This is a genomic window from Streptomyces griseoflavus (genome assembly GCF_014649995.1).
Classification (GTDB): Bacteria; Actinomycetota; Actinomycetes; order Streptomycetales; family Streptomycetaceae; genus Streptomyces; species Streptomyces griseoflavus.
Map to the genome: position 1 here is coordinate 165574 of NZ_BMUC01000013.1, position 17352 is coordinate 182925.

Sequence of the window (17352 nt, forward strand, 5' to 3'; positions counted from 1 at the left end):
GACTCCCGGTCGGGGGGACTGCACATTACTTGACGGTAGAACCGTTCGGTAACTGCGCAGCCCGGCGCTCTCCCCCGTTCAGACGCTCCGTTCGCTCCGTCGGCATGCGCCGCCGGCTGCCTCACCCGTAACTCCGCCCCAGGAGAGGGACCCCATGCCGAAGCACGCCACTCGAAATGTCATGGCCACCTCATTCGCACTCGTCGGCGCGCTCGCCCTCAGCCTCACGGGCGGCTCTGCCCACGCCTCCGCACCCCTCGACTACGTCGCCCTCGGCGACAGCTACAGCGCCGGTTCGGGCGTCCTGCCCGTGGATCCCACCAACCTTCTGTGCCTGCGCTCCACCGCGAACTACCCCCATGTGATCGCGGCCCGGACGGGCGCCCGCCTGAAGGACGTGACCTGCGGCGCCGCCCAGACGAAGGACTTCACCGCATCGCAATACCCCGGCACCGCACCCCAGGTGAACGCGCTCAGCGCGGACACCGACCTGGTGACGCTGACGATCGGCGGCAACGACAACGGCACGTTCATCAATGCCATCACCGCCTGCGGCACCGCGGGTGTCCTCACCGGAGGCAAGGGCAGCCCGTGCAAGAACATGCACGGCACCTCCTTCACCGACCAGATCGAGACGAACACCTACCCCGCGTTGAAGAGCGCCCTGAAGGCCGTACGTGACAAGGCGCCCAACGCACGGGTCGCCGTTCTGGGTTACCCGTGGATCACACCGGCCGAGGCCGACCCGTCCTGTTTCGCGAAGCTCCCCGTCGCGGCCGGTGACGTGCCGTATCTGCGCGACATACAGACACACCTGAACGCCGCGGTCGAGCGCGCCGCCGAAGAGTCGGGCGCCACCTACGTGGACTTCTCCCGAGCCTCCGACGGCCACGACGCGTGCAAGGCAGCCGGCACCCGCTGGATCGAGCCGCTGCTCTTCGGCGGCAGCCTGGTACCCGTCCATCCCAACGCCCTCGGGGAGCGGCGCATGGCCGAGCACACCATGAGCGTCCTCGGACTGAGCTGACGGCGAAAGGCTTCACGTGCGGTGATCGGTGCGCTCGGGTCGGACGTGCGACTCGAGCGGCCGGCCCTCGCCGGGACGCGGTGTCGGCCCCGTACAGGTCGTCCAGGGGCAGCAGCTCGCCGCCACAGGTCGGGATTGGGGTGGGGCCGCCGGGGCAGGTGCAGCTCAGGACGGTTCAGGACGGTGGAAGGGTGATCGATCGCCATGGCCGAACAATCGCTGCCGGCGGCCCGGCAAGGGGCCCGCACCGTGGACCGTGAGGACGCCCGGACGCCGCCGCTGCGGCCCGGCGACTACGCACCGGCCGACTACGCCGCGGTCGTCCTGAGCAGTGCCCGGGAGGCCGGAGTTTCTCCCCTCCTCGTGATGACCGTGCTCCACAACGAGGCGTACAAACCGCACCACCCCCTGCTGGAGCGGTTGTGGCAGTGGTGGAAGCCCGGGGCGTCCTTCGGCGTGGTCAACATGCACAAGGCGACGTTCGAGCGGGTGCGGCGGACGCACGGCCTGCCGGGACGGTGGCAGGACCTGCGCGACGACCCCGCGTTCGCCATCCGCACGGCTGCCCTGCACCTGCGGGACCTCGACCGGAGCCTGCCCCGGCAGCACGTACGGCGTTACACCCGCGACGAACTCCTCGCTCTCGGATACAACACGGGTGAACGCAACATGCGTGCCTTCGCGCGTGGTGTTCCGCCGGGCCCCATGGCGCGGTCGTACCTGCGCCGCTTCCGCACCAACCGGGAACGAGCCGCCGACGCCCTGGCCGACGGCGGTGGGCGAGGCGGCACAGTCACCGGCTAGTCCGCCCGGTCCATCGACGCATGGACCCCAGACCTCACACCAGGCATGCAGGGATCAATTCGCTTGCCGTCCCCCTCCGCACGGTTGATCCTGGGCACCGGGCGAGCACGGGAGAACACCATGGAGCCTTCGGAACTCCGCCGCGCGACAGAAGCAGGACGGTTGACCGCTTCGGAGCTGGGTCTTCAGGTCGACGATGTGATCGTCATCCACAATTCGGACCGCGTCGCGCTGCGTCTGGTCCCTTGCGGTGTCCTGGCCCGTGTCGCGCCCCTCGGGCATCTGGCTGATTCCGAGTTCGAGGTAGAGGTTGCCCGCCGTCTCACGGATGTCGACGCTCCGGTGGCCGAGCTCGATCCTCGGGTCGAGGCGCGGGTCCGTGTGCGGGACGCCTTCGCCGTCTCGTTGTGGACCTACTACGAACCGGTGGGTTCGCAGGTCGCGCCGGCCGACTACGCGGACGTTTTTCTGCGGCACCATGCCGCCCTGCGCCGGATCGACGTGGACGCGCCGCGTTTCACCGATCGGGTTGCCGTGGCACTGAGCGAGGTGAACGACCGGGAGCGCTCCCCCGAGCTGTCTGATTCCGACCGGAGGCTTCTCAGCGACACGCTCAGTGGGCTGACTGCCGCGATCAACAGGGGGAAGGCCGAGGAACAGCTGTTGCACGGCGAGCCGCATCCGGGCAACCTCCTCAACACGAGGAGGGGGCCGCTCTTCGTGGATCTCGCCACCTGCTGCCGGGGGCCGGTCGAGTTCGATCTCGCCCATGCGCCCGAGGAAGTGGGAGAGCGCTATGCGGGAGCCGACCAGAACCTGGTTCTGAGGTGCCGCGCTCTGAACTGGGCCCTGTTCTGCGCCTGGCGGTGGCGCCGGGACGACCAGATGCCCGACCGGAAGCACTGGAGGGTGGAGGGGCTCGACCGGCTCCGTGCCGCTCTCGACCGCTGCGGTCGGGGCTGAGCTGCGGCCACATGGAGCTGCGCGGGTCCGGTGACGAGCCGTCACCGGACCCGCGCACGCGATGGGATCAGCGTCTGCGGGACCAGCCGGCGCCGATCCCGGCCACGTGCAGGGCCAGAGCCATCAGCCCCAGCAGCATCACGTTCGTCGAAGAGAACACATCGTTGGTACTGAGATCTGCCGCGTTGATCAGAAAGGACACGAAGAACAGCACCGCCGCGACTATGCCGAGCATGTAAGGAGCTCCTCTCAAGGGGGTGAAGCCCGTATGCCCGGTCATCGTCTCCGTAGACGTGCAACGGCCGCTTCGGAGCCGCACGGCCTGTTCGGGGCAGGCCGTGCGGACGTGGGCGTCGGAGGCCGACGGGTGGTCAGGCGTGTGCTCGGCGGGTGCCGACCGTCTTCCGTGGTGAGGCGTGATGCGCGGGAGCGGGCGAGCCGGCGGCCCGGAGGCGTTGCAGCCACAGGGAGGACATGAGCAGGAGGCTGCTGAAGACGGCCAGAAGGAGCGCGGACACCCACATCTGCCGGCTTCCGGGCAACTGCCAGCCCGTCCAGCCGGTCAGTACCGCCCACAGCACGACGCCCCCGAGGTAGAAGGCGCGGACCCGGTGCAGCTGCCGCACGGCCCGCAAGGACATGACGCGATCAGTCTTCGATGCCATGCCGCCCCGTGTACCCCGGTACCTGCGGTTCAGCAGCGATGTTTTTCTGCTTCTCCTTCCCCGTCAGTCGTCGTACGACAAGCCGTGGCCGGAGCGGAAGAGGACTCGGGTGGGGTCATCGGCCCGCTGGATGGGCACCGGCAGTGTGCCGCGCGGCTCGACCCGGCCGGCGATCACCCGGGCCGCGGCCCGTAGTTCGACCTCGGTCCAGCAGTAGGAGACCAGCGAGGCGGGCAGGTCGCCGAGGTGCGCGATGTCGTAGGGGTTGCGCACCGCCAGGTGGATGACGGGGATCCCCGTCGCGAGGAGCCGGGAGACCAGGGTGCGCTGGCTGCTGGTGGCACCGACGTTGTCGGTGGTGACCACCACCGCGTCCCGTCCGTGGGCCGCGGCCACGGCCTCGTCGATCTTCGCCGCGTCCGGCGTCCTGCCGGTGGCGAGGTGGGTGGTGCTGTAGCCCAGTTCGTCGAACGCCTTGGCCAGTTCGGGCACGGAGGTACGGGTGTCGTCGGTCGGGAAGGCCGGGCTGGCACCGACCACGAGCAGTTTCCTCTGTCGGCGGCGGAGCGGCAGCGTCGCGTCCTTGTTGACCAGCAGGGTGGTGGTGCGGTCGGCGATCCGGGCGGCCGTGCGCTGGTGCTCGCGGGCGCCGACGACCCGGTCGACCTCCTTCGGGGAGACGTACGGGCTGCCGCTGAGCAGGCCGGCCTTGTCCTTGACACGCAGGATGCGCAGGACCGACTCGTCGAGTCGGTCCTCGGTGACCTCCCCGCTCCGGACGGCGGCGAGGACACCGTTGTAGGCGACGTCGATGTCCGGCGGGAACAGCAGTTGGTCGGCGCCGGCCTTGAGGGCGAGGACGGGAACGCGGTCGTCGCCGTACTTGGTGCGCACGCCGGCCATGTTGAGGGCGTCGGTGACGATCACGCCGTCGAAGCCGAGTTCGTCGCGCAGCACGCCCTGGAGGATCGCGGGCGAGAGGGTGGCCGGGTCGTTGCTGGGGTCGAGCGCGGGGACCTGGAGGTGCGCGGTCATGATCGAGTCGACGCCTGCGGCGATGGCGGCCCTGAAGGGCGGGGCGTCGATGCGTTCCCACTCCTCGCGCGTGTGGGTGATCACGGGCAGGCCGGTGTGACTGTCCTCCGCGGTGTCCCCGTGGCCCGGGAAGTGCTTGGCGCAGGCCACGACGCCGGCCTGCTGATAGCCGGTCACCTGTGCCGCCACCATGCGGCCGACCTCGCGGGGGTCGGCACCGAACGAGCGGACGTTGATGATGGGGTTGGCCGGGTTGACGTTGACGTCGGCGACCGGGGCGAAGTTCTGGTGGATGCCCAGGGCGGCGAGTTCGGTACCCGAGATCCGTCCGGCGGTGCGCGCGTCGGAGAGCGAGCGGCCCGCGCCGAGCGCCATCGCGCCCGGCAGCTGGGTGGCGCCGCTGCCGATGCGGACGTTGACCCCGTGTTCCTGGTCGATGGAGATCAGGGAGGGGATGGGGGTGGGCAGGGCCAGCGAGGCCCGTTGCACGCCGTTCGTCAGATCCGCGATCTGGCGCGGGTTCTGGATGTTGTTCGTCCAGCCGGAGAAGTAGATGACACCGCCGATGTGGTACTTGGCGATGAGCTCGGCGACGGTGCGGACGCCGAGTTCCCTGAGATTGCGGTCCTGGTCGAACTGGCTGGGAGAAGTAGCCGACGCGCCGTAGAAGTACGGCACGAACAGCTGGCCGATCTTCGCCTCGACACTCATCCTCGAGATGATCTTCTTGAGGCGCTTGTCGCGCTGGTGCGCGACCGCCGGGGTAGCCGTCACGCCCGCGACACCCACTGCGCTCGCAGCGGCCACGGTTGCGGAGGCGAGGACGGTTCGTCTGGACAGACTCCGGTCCTGCATGCGGACATGCTCCTTCCAGCCTTGCTGTCAAGGGAGTTGGAGGAAACGTGCAGTGCTCCGAACAGCGGGAAACGTAGCGTGGGGGTCACGGACAGGGCAAGAGGTCTAGACAAAATAGGTCTAGACGAAGTGAGGTCCGAGCACGTGGAGGCAGGCGGACGTCACGGAGCCCCTGTCAGGGGGTTCCCTCACCTTGGCGGAACGCGCGGATCACCTGGATCTCACCGACGACGTGGGCGTTGAAGGTGTCCAACTCGTCTGCGGGCCGGTGGGGCGCCACAGGGTCGTCGTCGCTTGACGGCCGGTCATGGGGAGCGCTCTCTGGATGTCGCCCGCAGTCGCAGCGGGCCGGGAGACCGGACGATACCGGCACCGCGACCGCGGCGGCCACGCGATTGACGCCCCTCACCAGGGGCCCGGCGATCCAGGCGGGCCGTCACCCTTCAGCCCCGGGTCGGGTTGCCGTGCAGCTTGCGTCGCTCCCAGCGGTTGGGGTGGCGGATCACCACTCCTGCCATGCCACCCGAACCGGTGAGCCGGATCAGCGGCGTCCCCGGAAGCCGGTCGGCAGTGGTCTTGTCCTTCAGGCCGCCGAATCCGGGATCCATGCCGCTGGTGTCCGCGGCCCAGCCGTCGGGGATGACCAGGGTGACACCGGCTGTCTCCCCGTAGGCCTCGACCGCGATCTCCTTGAGGCGGGACTCGACCCGGGAGAAGTCGATCTTCACGCCCCCCACGCCTCCGTGGGCGATGACGTGCCCGGGAACGTCCCAGCGTTCGGGGCCTCGCGACGCGCCGTACAGGCCGCCCTTGAGTACGAGGGCCGGCTGGTCCCCGGGAGCGTGCGGTGCGGGCAGGTCGGCGGTCAGGACGGCCAACTCGGCGTGGGTCTTGGACCTCAGCGCCTGCTCCAGGCGCGAGTCCAGCTCCTCGAAATCGATGCGTCCTTCGGCCGCGGCATCGCGCAACTGCTCCACGACTGCTTCCCGGTCGTCGTGGGAGGCGCGGAGCTCTCCCGAGGACGCGGGGCGCGGAGAGGGCTCCGGAGATTGGGCGGTCATGGCCACCAGAATAAGCAGTCGGCGGTCCGGCGCGGGATCACATGTCCGAACACTGCCCCGCCCCCTCCGGCACCCGACACCGGTGTGCCCCACACCCGCGCATCCGGTGATCACGGGCCTGGTCGACCGCCTCATCGACCGACGACTCCCGCTCCGAGGGCCAGGAGACCTGCTAGTGGCGCAGTTCCAGGGTGATGTGCGGGGACAGCGCCCGGAGGAAGTCGGGCGCGTCGAAGAGGTCGCCGGCGGAGGCGACACCGGTCGTCCTGGTCCGTGCCGTGAGGATGCGGTCGAGTGCCTCCACGGCGAGCGGTGCGGTGACGGCGTAGATGTCCCGGCCCTTGGCCACCGCACGCCGTTCGCGGGCGCCGGAGCGCACGACGGCATCGACGACGAAGGTCTGTCCGGAGCGTCCGTGCTCGTCGGCCGCCGTTGGTGCGGGCGTGTCCGGGGCCGCGATGTCGCGGGCCGCCTCGGCCGCCATGTAGGTGCGTACGTCGGGGATGGGCAGGTGGCTGGGGACGGTGACGACGTCCGCCATCGTGAACTCGCCGATGACGGGCCGTGGGCCCAACGGGGCGGGGAAGGGCCATTCCAGGGTGGGCAGGTCGTCCTGGTGGTACTCCAGCCGCCCGTTGCGGTACCGGACGCTCCGGCCGCCCCGCCGCTGCCGGGAGACCGCACCCGCGGTACGCGTCCCGGCGGTGGGGTGCCAGTTGCTCAGTCCGTAGGCGATGTGCGCCTCGTCGGCCGCCGTCCAGTCGCCCATCGCCGTGGTGATCAGCAGGTCGCCGAGGCCTCCGTAGAAGGCCATCGCGGGAACGACCAGCGCGCCGGACTCACGCGCTCGGTCGGCGAATCGGGTGAAGGAGTCGGCGACGGCCTCGATCTCGGCCGCCACGTCCACGTAGGGGACACCGGCCCGCAGGGCTGCCTCGATCACCGGTGCGGCCGTCGTGGCGAAGGGCCCGGCGCAGTTGATCACGGCCGCCGCGTCGGCCAGCATCCGGTCGAGTGATGCCGGGTCGTCGACCGAGGCGGGGTGTGCCACCAGTCCGGTGTCGTACGCGAGTTGCTTCAGCTTGTCGGCGTCGCGACCGGAGAGCAGCGGGACGAACCCGCGCTCCCGCAGCTCCGCCACCACGAACCGCCCGGTGTGTCCGTACGCGCCGTACACCGCGACCCTGGGCCCCGTTGTCATGGGGTGCTTCCTTCGCTCGATGATCCGTTCAGCTCCGTCGCGACCATCGTGGCGGGGGCGGAAGACTCGTACCAGTGTCCGGAACGACATGCCCCGTACACTTCCGGACGTGAACACTGTCGCGCTGGCCGTCACCGACGGGATGCTGCACTTCGAACTGGCCCTGGCATACGAGGTGTTCGGTTCCCTTCCGGATGGTGTGGCGGGCCCGTGGTACCGGTTGGTGGTCTGCGCGCCCGGGCCGGTGCGGGCCGGGCGGTTCCTGCTCGAGCCCGACCGCGGACTCGACTGGCTCCCCCGGGCCGACACCGTGATCGTCCCGGGCTGGGCCGACATCGACGAGCCCCCGCCCGCCGACCTGGTCGACGCGGTACGCGCGGCCCATGGGGCGGGCGCGCGCCTGGTCTCCCTGTGCACGGGCGCTTTCGTGCTGGCCTCCGCGGGCCTGCTGGACGGGCTGCGCGCGACCACGCACTGGGCGCACACAGGGGCCCTGGCCGACCGCCATCCGAAGGTCGAGGTGGATCCGGACGTCCTCTACGTGGACAACGGCAGGGTACTCACCTCCGCCGGCAAGGCCGCCGCCATGGACCTGTGCCTGCACCTGATCCGCGTCGACCGGGGATCGGCCACGGCCAACGCGGTCGCCCGCCGGCTGGTCATGCCGCCGCACCGGGACGGCGGCCAGGCCCAGTTCGTCACCGCTCCGGTGCCGGCCACGGACCATGGTCCCCTCGCCGAGCTGATCCCCTGGGTGCTCGCGCGGCTCGACCGGCCCCTGACCGTGGAGGATCTGGCCCGCCGTGCGGGGATGAGCTCACGCCACCTGGGCCGGCACTTCAAGGCGGCGACGGGCACTACTCCGTTGCAGTGGCTGCTCGTCCAACGCATACGGCGTGCCCAGGAGTTGCTGGAGGCCACGGACGACAGCGTCGACGCGGTCGCGGCGGCCACCGGCATGGGCACGGCCACGACGCTGCGCCGGCACTTCAACCGCGCGGTCGGGCTGCCCCCGCACGCCTACCGCCGCACCTTCCGTGCCCGCGGCCGCTCCGGCCTCGACGGCGGCGAACAGCGGGGCCTGTGAACGGAGGACTGGACCGTCGGCGCCGATGACGGCGCCGTGTCCGATCCGTACGCCGGGCATGACCGTCGTGCCGTGACCGAACCGGCACAGTCCCCTCCCCCGCGGTCGTCGCTCCCGTCCGCCGGGGTCCGCCTGCGTCAGGGACGTGGTCAGTGCGCCTCGGTCTTCGACGGAGGGCTCTCATCGGTCCGTACGGGGAGGAGGGCGGGGCGCTTGGCGGTGCGCCCGTCTCCCGAGGACCGGCCCGTCAGACGGCGGACGAGCCAGGGTCCCAGGAAGCCCGCGAGCCAGCGGAGTTCGGCCGCGGCGGCGTGCGGGCCGGTGATCGAGGGGGCCGGGGGCAGGGGGTCGGCCCAGGTGTCGTCACTGCCGGGCAGGCGCAAGGCGTGGGCGAGGGCGGCGGCGATGCGCTCGTGGCCGAGTGGGCCCGCGTGGAGACGGTCGGAGCTCCACAGGCGAACGTCGCCGGCCACGGGGTGGAGCGCGGTGTCGGCGACGGTGACCCCGTGGCGGCGGGCGGCCTCGCGGATGCGCTCGTTCAGTGCCGTGACGCGCGGGACCAGAGGGCGTGCGAGCGGGCTGATACGTGCGGGGTCCGGGATGGTGATCGTGGCCACGTGGGCGCCCTGCGCGGTGAGCGCCGCGAACATGGCCTCCAGGTGGGCGGCGACCTGGTCCGCGTCGAATGCGGGTCGCAGCAGATCGTTGACGCCGGCCACCACGGTGGCCAGGTCGGGTCGCAGGGCGAGAGCCGGGGCCAGCTGTTCGGCGCGGATCTGGCCGGCGAGTCGGCCCCGGACGGCCAGGTTGGCGTACTGGAGGGAGGGCTCGCACCGTGCGAGCCGGTCGGCGAGGCGGTCGGCGAAGCCACGCAGGCCGGTGATGTCGTCACCGTCGCCCAGGCCCTCGGTCTGGCTGTCGCCCAGGGCGACGTAGCGCACGTACCCGGCGTCAGGGGCGGACATGGCTCTGCCGCCTCTCCTCGAGGACGGCGATGGTGCGCACGCACCAGTCGCGGTTCTCCTGCTCGAAGGCCACGCCGCGCAGGCAGGTCAGGTAGGGGCCGATGCGGTCGCCGTGGCGGAGGAAATCCTCCTCCGTACGGTCGCCGCGCAGGCGGCTCAGCAGTGACCCGAAGAGGTCGATCTTGGCCTGGGCGACCTGGGCGCGCTCGGTGAGCTGGGCGACGAGGGCGGCAGTGTCGACCCGGTCGGCGGCCTGGACCTTGACCAGCAGGTCGTCGCGGACGAAGGCCGGTTTCGATGCGGCGGCGGTGAAGGTCTCCAGCTCCGCGAGGCCGGCGTCGGTCACGTGGAACAACCGCTTGTTCGGCCGGCTTTCCTGCACCACCTCCCGGCCGGCGACCAGCCCTTCCTTCTCCAGCCGGGTCAGCTCGGCGTAGAGCTGCTGCGGCTGGGCGTACCAGAAGTTGGCCACACCGACGTCGAAGGCCTTGGCCAGCTGATAGCCGCTGAGTTCACCGTCCAGCAGCGCCGCCAGCACCGCGTGCCGTAGTGCCATGGATTGCCTCCTCGATGGCGCTCTCGCCCTACCGGCGCCCATCATACTACTCATGAAAATGAGTACTCATGTTGATGACTAGGGTTGGGGCGAGGCGGCCGGGGATACCCGGCACGACAGGTCCGGCCGCGTCCTGGTGGGTGCGGCACACGCACGACGTGCAGTACGGGTGTCCGATGTTGGAATGTACCGAGGCAGCGCGATGACCGACCGCGTCTACACGATCGGACACTCGACACGCGACTTCGACGAGGTGCTCGGCATGCTGCGCGGGAACCGGGTCACCTGCCTGGTCGATGTGCGGTCGTTCCCTTCGTCCAGGAAGCACCCGCAGTGGAACCAGTCGGCCGTCGTCGACGCCTTGCCGGCCGACATCGGATACCGCTGGATCCGCGAACTGGGCGGCCGCCGTCACACCCCCAAGGGGACTCCGAGTGCGAACGGCGGATGGCAGGTCAAAGCCTTCCGTGACTACGCCGATCACATGAACACGGAGGAGTTCAGGACGGGTCTCGCCGAGCTTCGGGAGCTGGCCCGGGACGGGCGGCCCGCGATCATGTGCAGTGAGGCGGTGCCGTGGCGGTGTCATCGACGGCTGATCACGGACGCGCTGATCGTCTCCGGGGTGGAGGTCGTGCACATCATGTCGGGCACGTCGGTCAAGCGGGCCGTCCTGACTCCTCATGCGCGGGTCCGCGACGGCTGCCTGACCTATCCCCCGCCCTGCTGAGCATTGGGGTGCGGCCGCCCGCGGTCAACTGCCGAGCGCGGCCGAGGGCGTGTCCCCGTTCTGGGCCTGCCGGGCCCGCTCCGCGAGCACCGTGGCCAGCGCCCGGGCCCGGTCCTCGTCGACGCCGCCCTCGCCCGCCGAGGCCGCCTCGGTCCACAGCAGGGTCGTGCCGACCCGGGTCTGTGTGACGGCACCGGGCTCGCCCCGGAAGCCGGACGTACCGAACCGGGCACCGGAAATTTCTCATGTCCATGCCACCGCCCCTGGGGCAGCGATCCTACGTGGCCCGTCCGCGTACGGAGGGTGGCAAGGGCGGCCGGCCCTCCGGGGGTTCCGTCGCCCGGCGTTCCGGCTCCGAGATCACCGCCGGGGCGTATGCGGTGCTTGGTTCCCGGCGCGTCCGCGTCGCGCGCTCCGGTTGGCGACGATCAGGCACAGCCACACGAGAACCAGGCAGGCCGACACCAGGATGCCGCCCGCGGACGCCCCGCCGGCCACGCGCCACACCAGCATGCCTACGGCGATGACCAGCATGGGCCAGTAGACCCACGGACCCCATCGGTTGCCGGGAGCGGTCCAGGACGGCGGAACTCGACGGCCGAAGTGGTGCGGCATGTGCGTGACCCTTTCCCTCCGTGTCACCGACGCCGGAGACGGCACTGTCCTGGTCAGAGGCCCTGTACCAGCATCCAGGTCGCGGCGGCCAGGAAGAGCACTCCGACCACCCGCTGCATCGTGTAACCCTTGCGGGTGGGTTCGGTCGCTTCGGGGTTCTTCACCCAGCCGCGCTGGAGCCGGCTGTTCAGCCGCCAGATCAACTGGGGGCGCACGACCTGCACCAAGCCCATGATCATCAAGAGGCACATGAGGGGGATGAAGGCCGGACTGTTGCCTCCGCCCTCGGAGGCGGTCTGTGTCATCGCGTCAGGAAGCATGGCCTGCGTTTTCCCTGACCGTGTCTCAGAAAACGGTGACAAGCGGGGTCGGCCCCGTCGACCCGGGCGCCGCGAAGGCCGGGCGCGGCGAGAGGTCCGTGCTCACCGCGTGGAGCGGTCGGGGGCGGGCAGTCAGCTCATCGTCCGCTGGTGCCGCGTGCGGGGCGGTGGGGGTCCGTGCGCACATGTGCGCGCACCCCTTGCAGTCCGTAGAGGACGAGCAGTTCGACCACGCCGCCGTCGGAACTGCCCAGCCAGTGCGGGAGGGACGTGTCGAACTCGGCGGCCTCACCGGATGACAGCACCAGGTCGCGCTCACCGACCACGAGCCGCAGACGGCCATGGAGCACGTACAGCCATTCGAAGCCTTCGTGGGTCTGCGGGGTCGGTTCGAGCGGTTCCGGCTGGGCAGGGATGATCAGTTTGAAGGCCTGCACGCCGCCCGGCCGCCGGGACAGCGGTACGAAGGTCATCCCGAACCGTCGGATCGGCTTGAGGTGAATGCGGGGGTCACCGGTCCGCGGAGCGCCTACCAGGTCGTCCAGCGGGACGCCGTAGGTACGGGCCAGCGGCAGCAGCAACTCCAGTGTCGCCCGACGCTGCCCGCTCTCCAGCCGGGAGAGGGTGCTCTCCGACACGCCGGTCGTCGCCGCCAGGTCGGCGAGGGTGATCCCGCGCTCGCGGCGCAGCGCGCGGAGGCGGGGCCCCACGGCGCCGAGCACTTCTTCGTCCGTTGTGCCGCTGCCCATCGGGCCATGTTGCCATGGGCGCGAGGTGCCGTGCCGAGGGTCGATGCGCCGGCCGGGACCGAGGCCCGGCTCCGCGGGAGTTCCGGCTGAGCGACGGCTTCGTCCCGGCGACGATGCGGCCGGGCCGTTCATCCGCCCGGCCCGGAGACTGCCCGGGGGCAGGGCCGGCCTCCCCTCGGATCCACCGCTCGTATGGCCGCGTCCGGCTGGTCACACGGCCGGGGGCCCGCCAGGCTGGAGGGCCGGGCCGTGGCCGGCCCTGCCGTCGTGCGTCGCCCTGTCCGGGCGGTCCGCAGGTGCCGATCGAGAAGCGTGGTGACCGTGGCCCGTAATCGCCGTCTGATCCTCAGCTCGCCCTCCGAGGTGTGGGGCCTGCTGTCCGACGGCCACCGGTATCAGGAGTGGGTGACCGGCACCCGGCGGATCCTCACCGCGGACCCGCACTGGCCCGCGGTGGGTGCCCGGCTCCGGGTACGGGTGGGCGTCGGCCCGCTGACCGTCGACGACACCTGCGTCGTGCGGATCTGCGAACCCGGGCGGCGCCTCGAACTGGAGGCGAAGGCGGACCCCTTCGGCGCGGCCCGCATCGCCATGAACCTCGTCCCGTGGGGCGGGAGCACCTTGTTCATCCTCGACTGGCATCCCCTGAGGGGCCCCGGAACCAGGATGCACGGGCTTCCGGTGGACTACGCCGTTTCCGTCCGCAACGGGATGATGCTGACCAAGCTCGCCCGTATCGCCGTGCGCGAGCACGACGCACGGCTCGAGTCCGGCTCGGTCCGGGGGACCCGGGCTTCTCAGTAGACGCTCAAGCCGTACGCCGCCAGCCATTCGGTCACCGGCTGGTAGTAGGTGTGCCCTCCCGAGGAACAGTTCCCGCCGCTGCCGACGATGATGCCCAGAGCCGTGCTCCCGGAGAAGGCCGGACCGCCCGCGTCTCCGGGCTCGGAACAGATGGTGGACCGGAACAGTCCCTGGACGACGACTCCCCCGCCGTAGTTGACGGTGAGGTTCACGGCCTGGACGGTCCCGCAGCGGTGTCCGGAGGTCCGGCCGACGTGGCAGATCGACTGCCCGACGACGGGCTTCGCCGCGCCGGTGATGTCGCGGACACCATGGCCGGGGCCCAGTGAGACCTCGCCCGGGTAGGCGACCGCCGTGTTGGTGTACCGGATGCTCGCGTAGTCGTCGCCCGGGAAACTCACGCCCGCGGTGATGCCGACCGGGACCGTCAGGGCGGCGTCGGCGTACCAGGTGTGGGCGCCCTGGGCGCACCGGCCCGCGACGAGCGCGTACAGCACGGAGCCGGACCGGGCGTTGAAGCCCACGGTGCAGCGGATGCCGGTGCTGTAGAGGGTGTCGCCCCCGCGCACTGCGACGGCCGCCTGTCGCTCCGTTCCCTCTCCCTCCGCCGCGCGGGAAGCAGGCGCGGAGGCGGCGGACCAGCCGAGGAGCAGGGCCAGTGCGACGACGGCCCGGACGATGATCCGCGGGTGCGTCTCGGAAGGCAGGGGACTCACGGCGACCTCCTCTAGACATGCACCTGTCATTCTGGACGTCCCTGCCGGGTGCGGTCACCTCGAAAAGCCGCCAACTTCCGCATGACTCCCGCAGGCTTCGGCCCGTGGAACGCCGGACACCCGAAGGCGGCGCGACCGCGGTGGTCGCACTGCCCCCGGGTACGGGTGGTGCCGGTGGTGAGCGTCCTCAGCCGCCGCGTCAACCGCGCTTCTGCCGCGTCTCGTCGCGGGCCTGCTGAAAGGCCTCCGAGATCGTCTGGGCGGCCCCGGACAGAACACCCTTGGTCGCGCCTCGCGCCCCGGACTCCTTGAGCTTGGAGGGGAGTTCGGTCAGTCCGGCCGGCTTGCGCGGTCCGGCCTCCAGATCGAGACGGTTGCACGCCTCCGCGAAACGCAGATACGTGTCGACGCTGGCCACCACGATCCGCACATCGATCTTGAGTATCTCGATACCGACCAGGGACACCCGCACGAAGGCGTCGATGACGAGCCCTCGGTCGAGGATCAGTTCCAGGACGTCGTAGAGGCCGCTGGAACCTCCCCCGCCGCCCTGCTGCGCGACCACGGTCATGTGCCGGTCCCCTTCCCCAACTCGTGTGTTCCCGGAAGAGGCTCAGACTCCCGACCACCGTCGACGCAGTGCCACTTCGTGTGAACAACCGCCCTGTCCTACGGTTCGTCTAACCCGTAGGGGCTCCCTCATGCCCGAGGGAGGCGGCCGAGGGAAGACGGCGAGCCGCCTCCGCCGGTCTCGCTATCGGCTCGAGCGGAGGCTGCGACGCCGGACCCCCACCGTCCGGGCGGTCACGGCGACAACCAGCAGCGTGCAGGCCACCACGCTGTACGCCCAGCCCGTCGCGCCACGCGCCAGGCCCACGACGCTCCACACCACCCAGAGCGCCAGCACCACGCACAGCGCCAGCGAGGCGATATCGATGACGCGTGCGCGCAACGCGGCGCGCTGCCGCGTGCCGGGTTCAAGATCACCGAGCTCCTCGTCACCACGCGTCTGACGCACTTCCATGGTCCGTCTCCCCTCGGGCTTCGCCCAACCTGTCGTCGAGGACCTAACGGCTACCCCTGGTCGGACAGTCCAAGCGATCGGGACCACGCGGGAGTTGGGTTCATGACGCCGATCGGCCGCACCGCGGCCGGCACTCAGTCCCCGCCCGGCCCGCGCACCTGCGGGCGCTGGTCGCCGAGCTCCTTGACGCGGTCGGTCTCGTCCTTCACCAGCCAGGACAGCAGTGACGCCACGGTCAGCCCGGCTTCCGCGGGATGACGCAGCACTTTGCCCGGTCTGATCTGGTACGTATTGGTCCGTCCTTCGCGGGTGTGAGACAGGTAACCGTCCCGCTCCAGGTCGGCGATGATCTTCTGAACCGCACGTTCGGTGAGCCGGCAATGCGCGGCGATCTCCCGGATGCGGGCACTCTGATTGTCGGCGATGACTGCCAACACACGGGCGTGGTTGGTCAGGAACGTCCATCCGGTGTGTGGCTCGGGCACTCCATCCATGCTCCGACTTTACCGACCCACTGTTCATGCAATCAAAAACACGTAATACAGTTCCTGTATCGGAGGCACGGAGCGCGAGGAGGCGATCTGGAATGCAGGCGGACCGTCACACGGAGTCGCGGGCGGCCCGGCCGGAGCCGGTGCCCCCCGCGCGGTCCGACAGGGGAGAACGCTCCGGGCAGGATGACGCTGCCGGTGCGGGGCGGGCCGCGTCGCCGGGCCCCGCGACGGTCCATGTCGTGCCGGACGGGCACCGGGTGCGCATGACGGTACGAGGCGAACTGGACCTCGGAGCACAGCACATCCGGTACGAGCTCCAGGCGGCGCTGCACCGGTCGGCCGAGGGTGTCGATCTGGACCTGAGCGCCGTCTCCTTCTGCGACTGCTCCGGACTGAACCTCCTGCTCGACGCGCGGCAACGGGCCCTCGTCCAGGGCAAGACCGTCGCCATACGCGCGAGCAGCCCCGCCGTCGAGCGACTGCTCGGTCTGGTCGGGGCCCGGGACCTGTTCGCCGGTGCCACCACGAACACCCCCGTCACGAGGACCACCGGAAACCGCGGCAGGGATCCGCGGGAAGGTGAGCCGTTCCCGCACGGCGAGGTCCTGCCCCTGCGTCAGGCCGTGCGGAGCCGGCGGAGGACCCCTGCCGCCGAGCCGAACGCGGGACGACCGGCCGCCGCCACGCCCGAGCGAGTCCCCGCGGGCTCGGGCTGACGGTCACAGCCACGCTTGCGGCACGGAGCACTCGTCGGCGTGCGCGAACAGGACGGTCCGTCCATCCGGTGTTCCGTGCGTGAACGCACCCTGGCAGCGACATGCCGCACGGAGCCCGGCGGCGAACGGTGCCGCGCACGCGATGCCGTGCCTGTCAGCGCTCGGTCGATCTTCGATGTGCGCCGTGCCAGTCGAGTATCAGCACCGTGGCGTCGTCCCTGAGGTTGCCGTGGCAGGCCTCGAGCACCGCGGCGGTCAGGCTCCGGACCGCCTCCCGCGGGTGCAGCAGGCGGGTTTCGCGGATGAGCGCGGCCAGGTCGACGGCTGCGGCACCGCGCTCCTGCATGCCGTCGGTGAGCAGGACCAGACGGTCCCCGGGACGCAGTCGCAGCTCCTGCAGACGGTAGGGGGTCGGCGCCACCACGCCGAACGGCAGATTGACGGAGAGCGCGACCTCCTCGACGGTGCCGTCACGCAGCAGCAGGGGGCGGGGGTGGCCGGCGTTGACCAGTTCGCACATGCCCGTCTCCAGGTCGACACAGAGCAACTGGCCGGTGGCCAGGCCCCGGCTGTGGCGCAGCAGGGCCTGGTGCGCGTGGTCGGCCTGCATGAGGGCGTCGCATCCGCTGCGACGTGCCCGTCGCAGTGCGCCGACCAGCAGGGTGGCCAGCAGGGCCGAGTTCGTGTCGTGGCCCATGGCGTCCGTGACGGACAGGTGCAGGGTGTCCCGGTCGAGGGTGTAGTCGTAGGTGTCGCCGCCGATGTCGTCCGCCGGGACCAGCCCGGCGGCGAGGGTGAACTGGGCCGCCTCGCAACAGGGGGCCGAGGGGAGCAGTTGGTGCTGGATCTCCGCGGCCAGACTGGTCTCGGTGGTGGGCGGGCCCAGGAGGTAGAGGTCGGTGAAGCGGCGGTCCGTGACGATGATGTAGGCCAGCGCGTGGGCGGCGTCGCGAACCTGCCGGAGC

General features: G+C 70.7%; 22 protein-coding genes. 7 read left to right on the forward strand and 15 right to left on the reverse strand.

All coding sequences use genetic code 11. From position 1 onward, the window contains the following. Window positions 1-154 precede the first annotated feature (154 nt). The 3 genes from IE172_RS25415 to IE172_RS25425 all read left to right on the forward strand — a co-directional run bounded on the left by IE172_RS25415 (window position 155) and on the right by IE172_RS25425 (window position 2794). A complete protein-coding gene (locus IE172_RS25415; protein ID WP_190099620.1) occupies window positions 155-1027 on the forward strand; it encodes an SGNH/GDSL hydrolase family protein in 873 nt (290 codons plus the stop codon). 204 nt (window positions 1028-1231) lie between these two features. Further along, window positions 1232-1831 (forward strand): lytic transglycosylase domain-containing protein, encoded by a 600-nt coding sequence (locus IE172_RS25420; protein WP_190099621.1) that lies wholly within the window; start codon window positions 1232-1234, stop codon window positions 1829-1831. A gap of 120 nt (window positions 1832-1951) precedes the next feature. Next, window positions 1952-2794, forward strand: a complete 843-nt coding sequence (locus IE172_RS25425; protein WP_190099622.1) for a phosphotransferase — start codon at window positions 1952-1954, stop codon at window positions 2792-2794. A gap of 67 nt (window positions 2795-2861) precedes the next feature. On the opposite strand, the gene IE172_RS25430 is transcribed toward IE172_RS25425, so the two are convergent. From IE172_RS25430 to IE172_RS25450, 5 genes are all read right to left on the reverse strand, one after another. Beyond that, on the reverse strand, window positions 2862-3029 hold the full coding sequence (locus IE172_RS25430) for a hypothetical protein (RefSeq protein ID WP_190099623.1): 168 nt from the start codon (window positions 3027-3029) through the stop codon (window positions 2862-2864). Window positions 3030-3165: 136 nt separating this feature from the next. Then, on the reverse strand, window positions 3166-3459 hold the full coding sequence (locus IE172_RS25435; RefSeq protein ID WP_190099624.1) for a hypothetical protein: 294 nt from the start codon (window positions 3457-3459) through the stop codon (window positions 3166-3168). Window positions 3460-3522: 63 nt separating this feature from the next. Beyond that, the gene (locus tag IE172_RS25440) at window positions 3523-5349 is read right to left on the reverse strand and encodes a glycoside hydrolase family 3 protein (protein WP_190099625.1); all 1827 of its coding nucleotides are present in this window, start codon (window positions 5347-5349) and stop codon (window positions 3523-3525) included. Between the two features lie 443 nt (window positions 5350-5792). Continuing rightward, window positions 5793-6410, reverse strand: coding sequence for a DUF1707 SHOCT-like domain-containing protein (locus tag IE172_RS25445; protein ID WP_190099626.1), 618 nt, complete (start codon window positions 6408-6410; stop codon window positions 5793-5795). Window positions 6411-6582: 172 nt separating this feature from the next. Continuing rightward, window positions 6583-7611 carry a saccharopine dehydrogenase family protein gene (locus IE172_RS25450; protein ID WP_190099627.1) on the reverse strand — a complete coding sequence of 343 codons (1029 nt, stop codon included), beginning with the start codon at window positions 7609-7611 and terminating at the stop codon, window positions 6583-6585. A gap of 109 nt (window positions 7612-7720) precedes the next feature. Here IE172_RS25450 and IE172_RS25455 point away from each other — a divergent pair, with 109 nt between their 5' ends. After that, window positions 7721-8698, forward strand: a complete 978-nt coding sequence (locus IE172_RS25455; protein WP_229886370.1) for a helix-turn-helix domain-containing protein — start codon at window positions 7721-7723, stop codon at window positions 8696-8698. A gap of 149 nt (window positions 8699-8847) precedes the next feature. Here the strand turns inward: IE172_RS25455 and IE172_RS25460 are convergent, their stop codons facing one another. Together IE172_RS25460 and IE172_RS25465 are read right to left on the reverse strand one after the other, a co-directional pair. After that, window positions 8848-9663, reverse strand: coding sequence for an SGNH/GDSL hydrolase family protein (locus IE172_RS25460; RefSeq protein WP_190099629.1), 816 nt, complete (start codon window positions 9661-9663; stop codon window positions 8848-8850). Beyond that, window positions 9650-10219 (reverse strand): PadR family transcriptional regulator, encoded by a 570-nt coding sequence (locus IE172_RS25465; protein ID WP_190099630.1) that lies wholly within the window; start codon window positions 10217-10219, stop codon window positions 9650-9652. Before IE172_RS25465 ends, IE172_RS25460 begins: the two co-directional genes overlap by 14 nt. A 202-nt stretch (window positions 10220-10421) precedes the next feature. On the opposite strand from IE172_RS25465, the gene IE172_RS25470 reads away from it, so the two are divergent. Beyond that, entirely contained in the window at window positions 10422-10949 is a 528-nt protein-coding gene (locus IE172_RS25470; protein ID WP_190099691.1) for a DUF488 domain-containing protein, read from the forward strand. A gap of 360 nt (window positions 10950-11309) precedes the next feature. On the opposite strand, the gene IE172_RS25475 is transcribed toward IE172_RS25470, so the two are convergent. From IE172_RS25475 to IE172_RS25485, 3 genes are all read right to left on the reverse strand, one after another. Next, the gene (locus IE172_RS25475) at window positions 11310-11564 is read right to left on the reverse strand and encodes a hypothetical protein (RefSeq protein WP_190099631.1); all 255 of its coding nucleotides are present in this window, start codon (window positions 11562-11564) and stop codon (window positions 11310-11312) included. A 53-nt stretch (window positions 11565-11617) separates the two neighbouring features. Then, on the reverse strand, window positions 11618-11869 hold the full coding sequence (locus IE172_RS25480; RefSeq protein ID WP_229886373.1) for a DUF6199 family natural product biosynthesis protein: 252 nt from the start codon (window positions 11867-11869) through the stop codon (window positions 11618-11620). Between the two features lie 152 nt (window positions 11870-12021). Beyond that, window positions 12022-12633: a helix-turn-helix domain-containing protein gene (locus IE172_RS25485; RefSeq protein ID WP_190099632.1), complete on the reverse strand. Its 612-nt coding sequence runs from the start codon at window positions 12631-12633 to the stop codon at window positions 12022-12024. A gap of 321 nt (window positions 12634-12954) precedes the next feature. On the opposite strand from IE172_RS25485, the gene IE172_RS25490 reads away from it, so the two are divergent. Further along, window positions 12955-13437: an SRPBCC family protein gene (locus IE172_RS25490; protein WP_190099633.1), complete on the forward strand. Its 483-nt coding sequence runs from the start codon at window positions 12955-12957 to the stop codon at window positions 13435-13437. On the opposite strand, the gene IE172_RS25495 is transcribed toward IE172_RS25490, so the two are convergent. From IE172_RS25495 to IE172_RS25510, 4 genes are all read right to left on the reverse strand, one after another. Beyond that, window positions 13431-14153, reverse strand: a complete 723-nt coding sequence (locus IE172_RS25495; RefSeq protein WP_229886375.1) for a S1 family peptidase — start codon at window positions 14151-14153, stop codon at window positions 13431-13433. The two genes, IE172_RS25490 and IE172_RS25495, sit on opposite strands and share 7 nt — an antisense overlap. Before the next feature lie 199 nt (window positions 14154-14352). Continuing rightward, entirely contained in the window at window positions 14353-14724 is a 372-nt protein-coding gene (gvpJ, locus tag IE172_RS25500; protein WP_190099635.1) for a gas vesicle protein GvpJ, read from the reverse strand. Between the two features lie 183 nt (window positions 14725-14907). Continuing rightward, window positions 14908-15177, reverse strand: a complete 270-nt coding sequence (locus tag IE172_RS25505) for a hypothetical protein (RefSeq protein ID WP_190099636.1) — start codon at window positions 15175-15177, stop codon at window positions 14908-14910. 134 nt (window positions 15178-15311) lie between these two features. Beyond that, window positions 15312-15671: a helix-turn-helix transcriptional regulator gene (locus tag IE172_RS25510; RefSeq protein ID WP_190099637.1), complete on the reverse strand. Its 360-nt coding sequence runs from the start codon at window positions 15669-15671 to the stop codon at window positions 15312-15314. 263 nt (window positions 15672-15934) lie between these two features. Here IE172_RS25510 and IE172_RS25515 point away from each other — a divergent pair, with 263 nt between their 5' ends. Further along, entirely contained in the window at window positions 15935-16387 is a 453-nt protein-coding gene (locus IE172_RS25515) for an STAS domain-containing protein (protein ID WP_229886377.1), read from the forward strand. 154 nt (window positions 16388-16541) lie between these two features. Here IE172_RS25515 and IE172_RS25520 read toward each other — a convergent pair. After that, window positions 16542-17352: PP2C family protein-serine/threonine phosphatase (locus tag IE172_RS25520; protein ID WP_190099639.1), on the reverse strand; the 811-nt coding region annotated here is incomplete at its 5' end.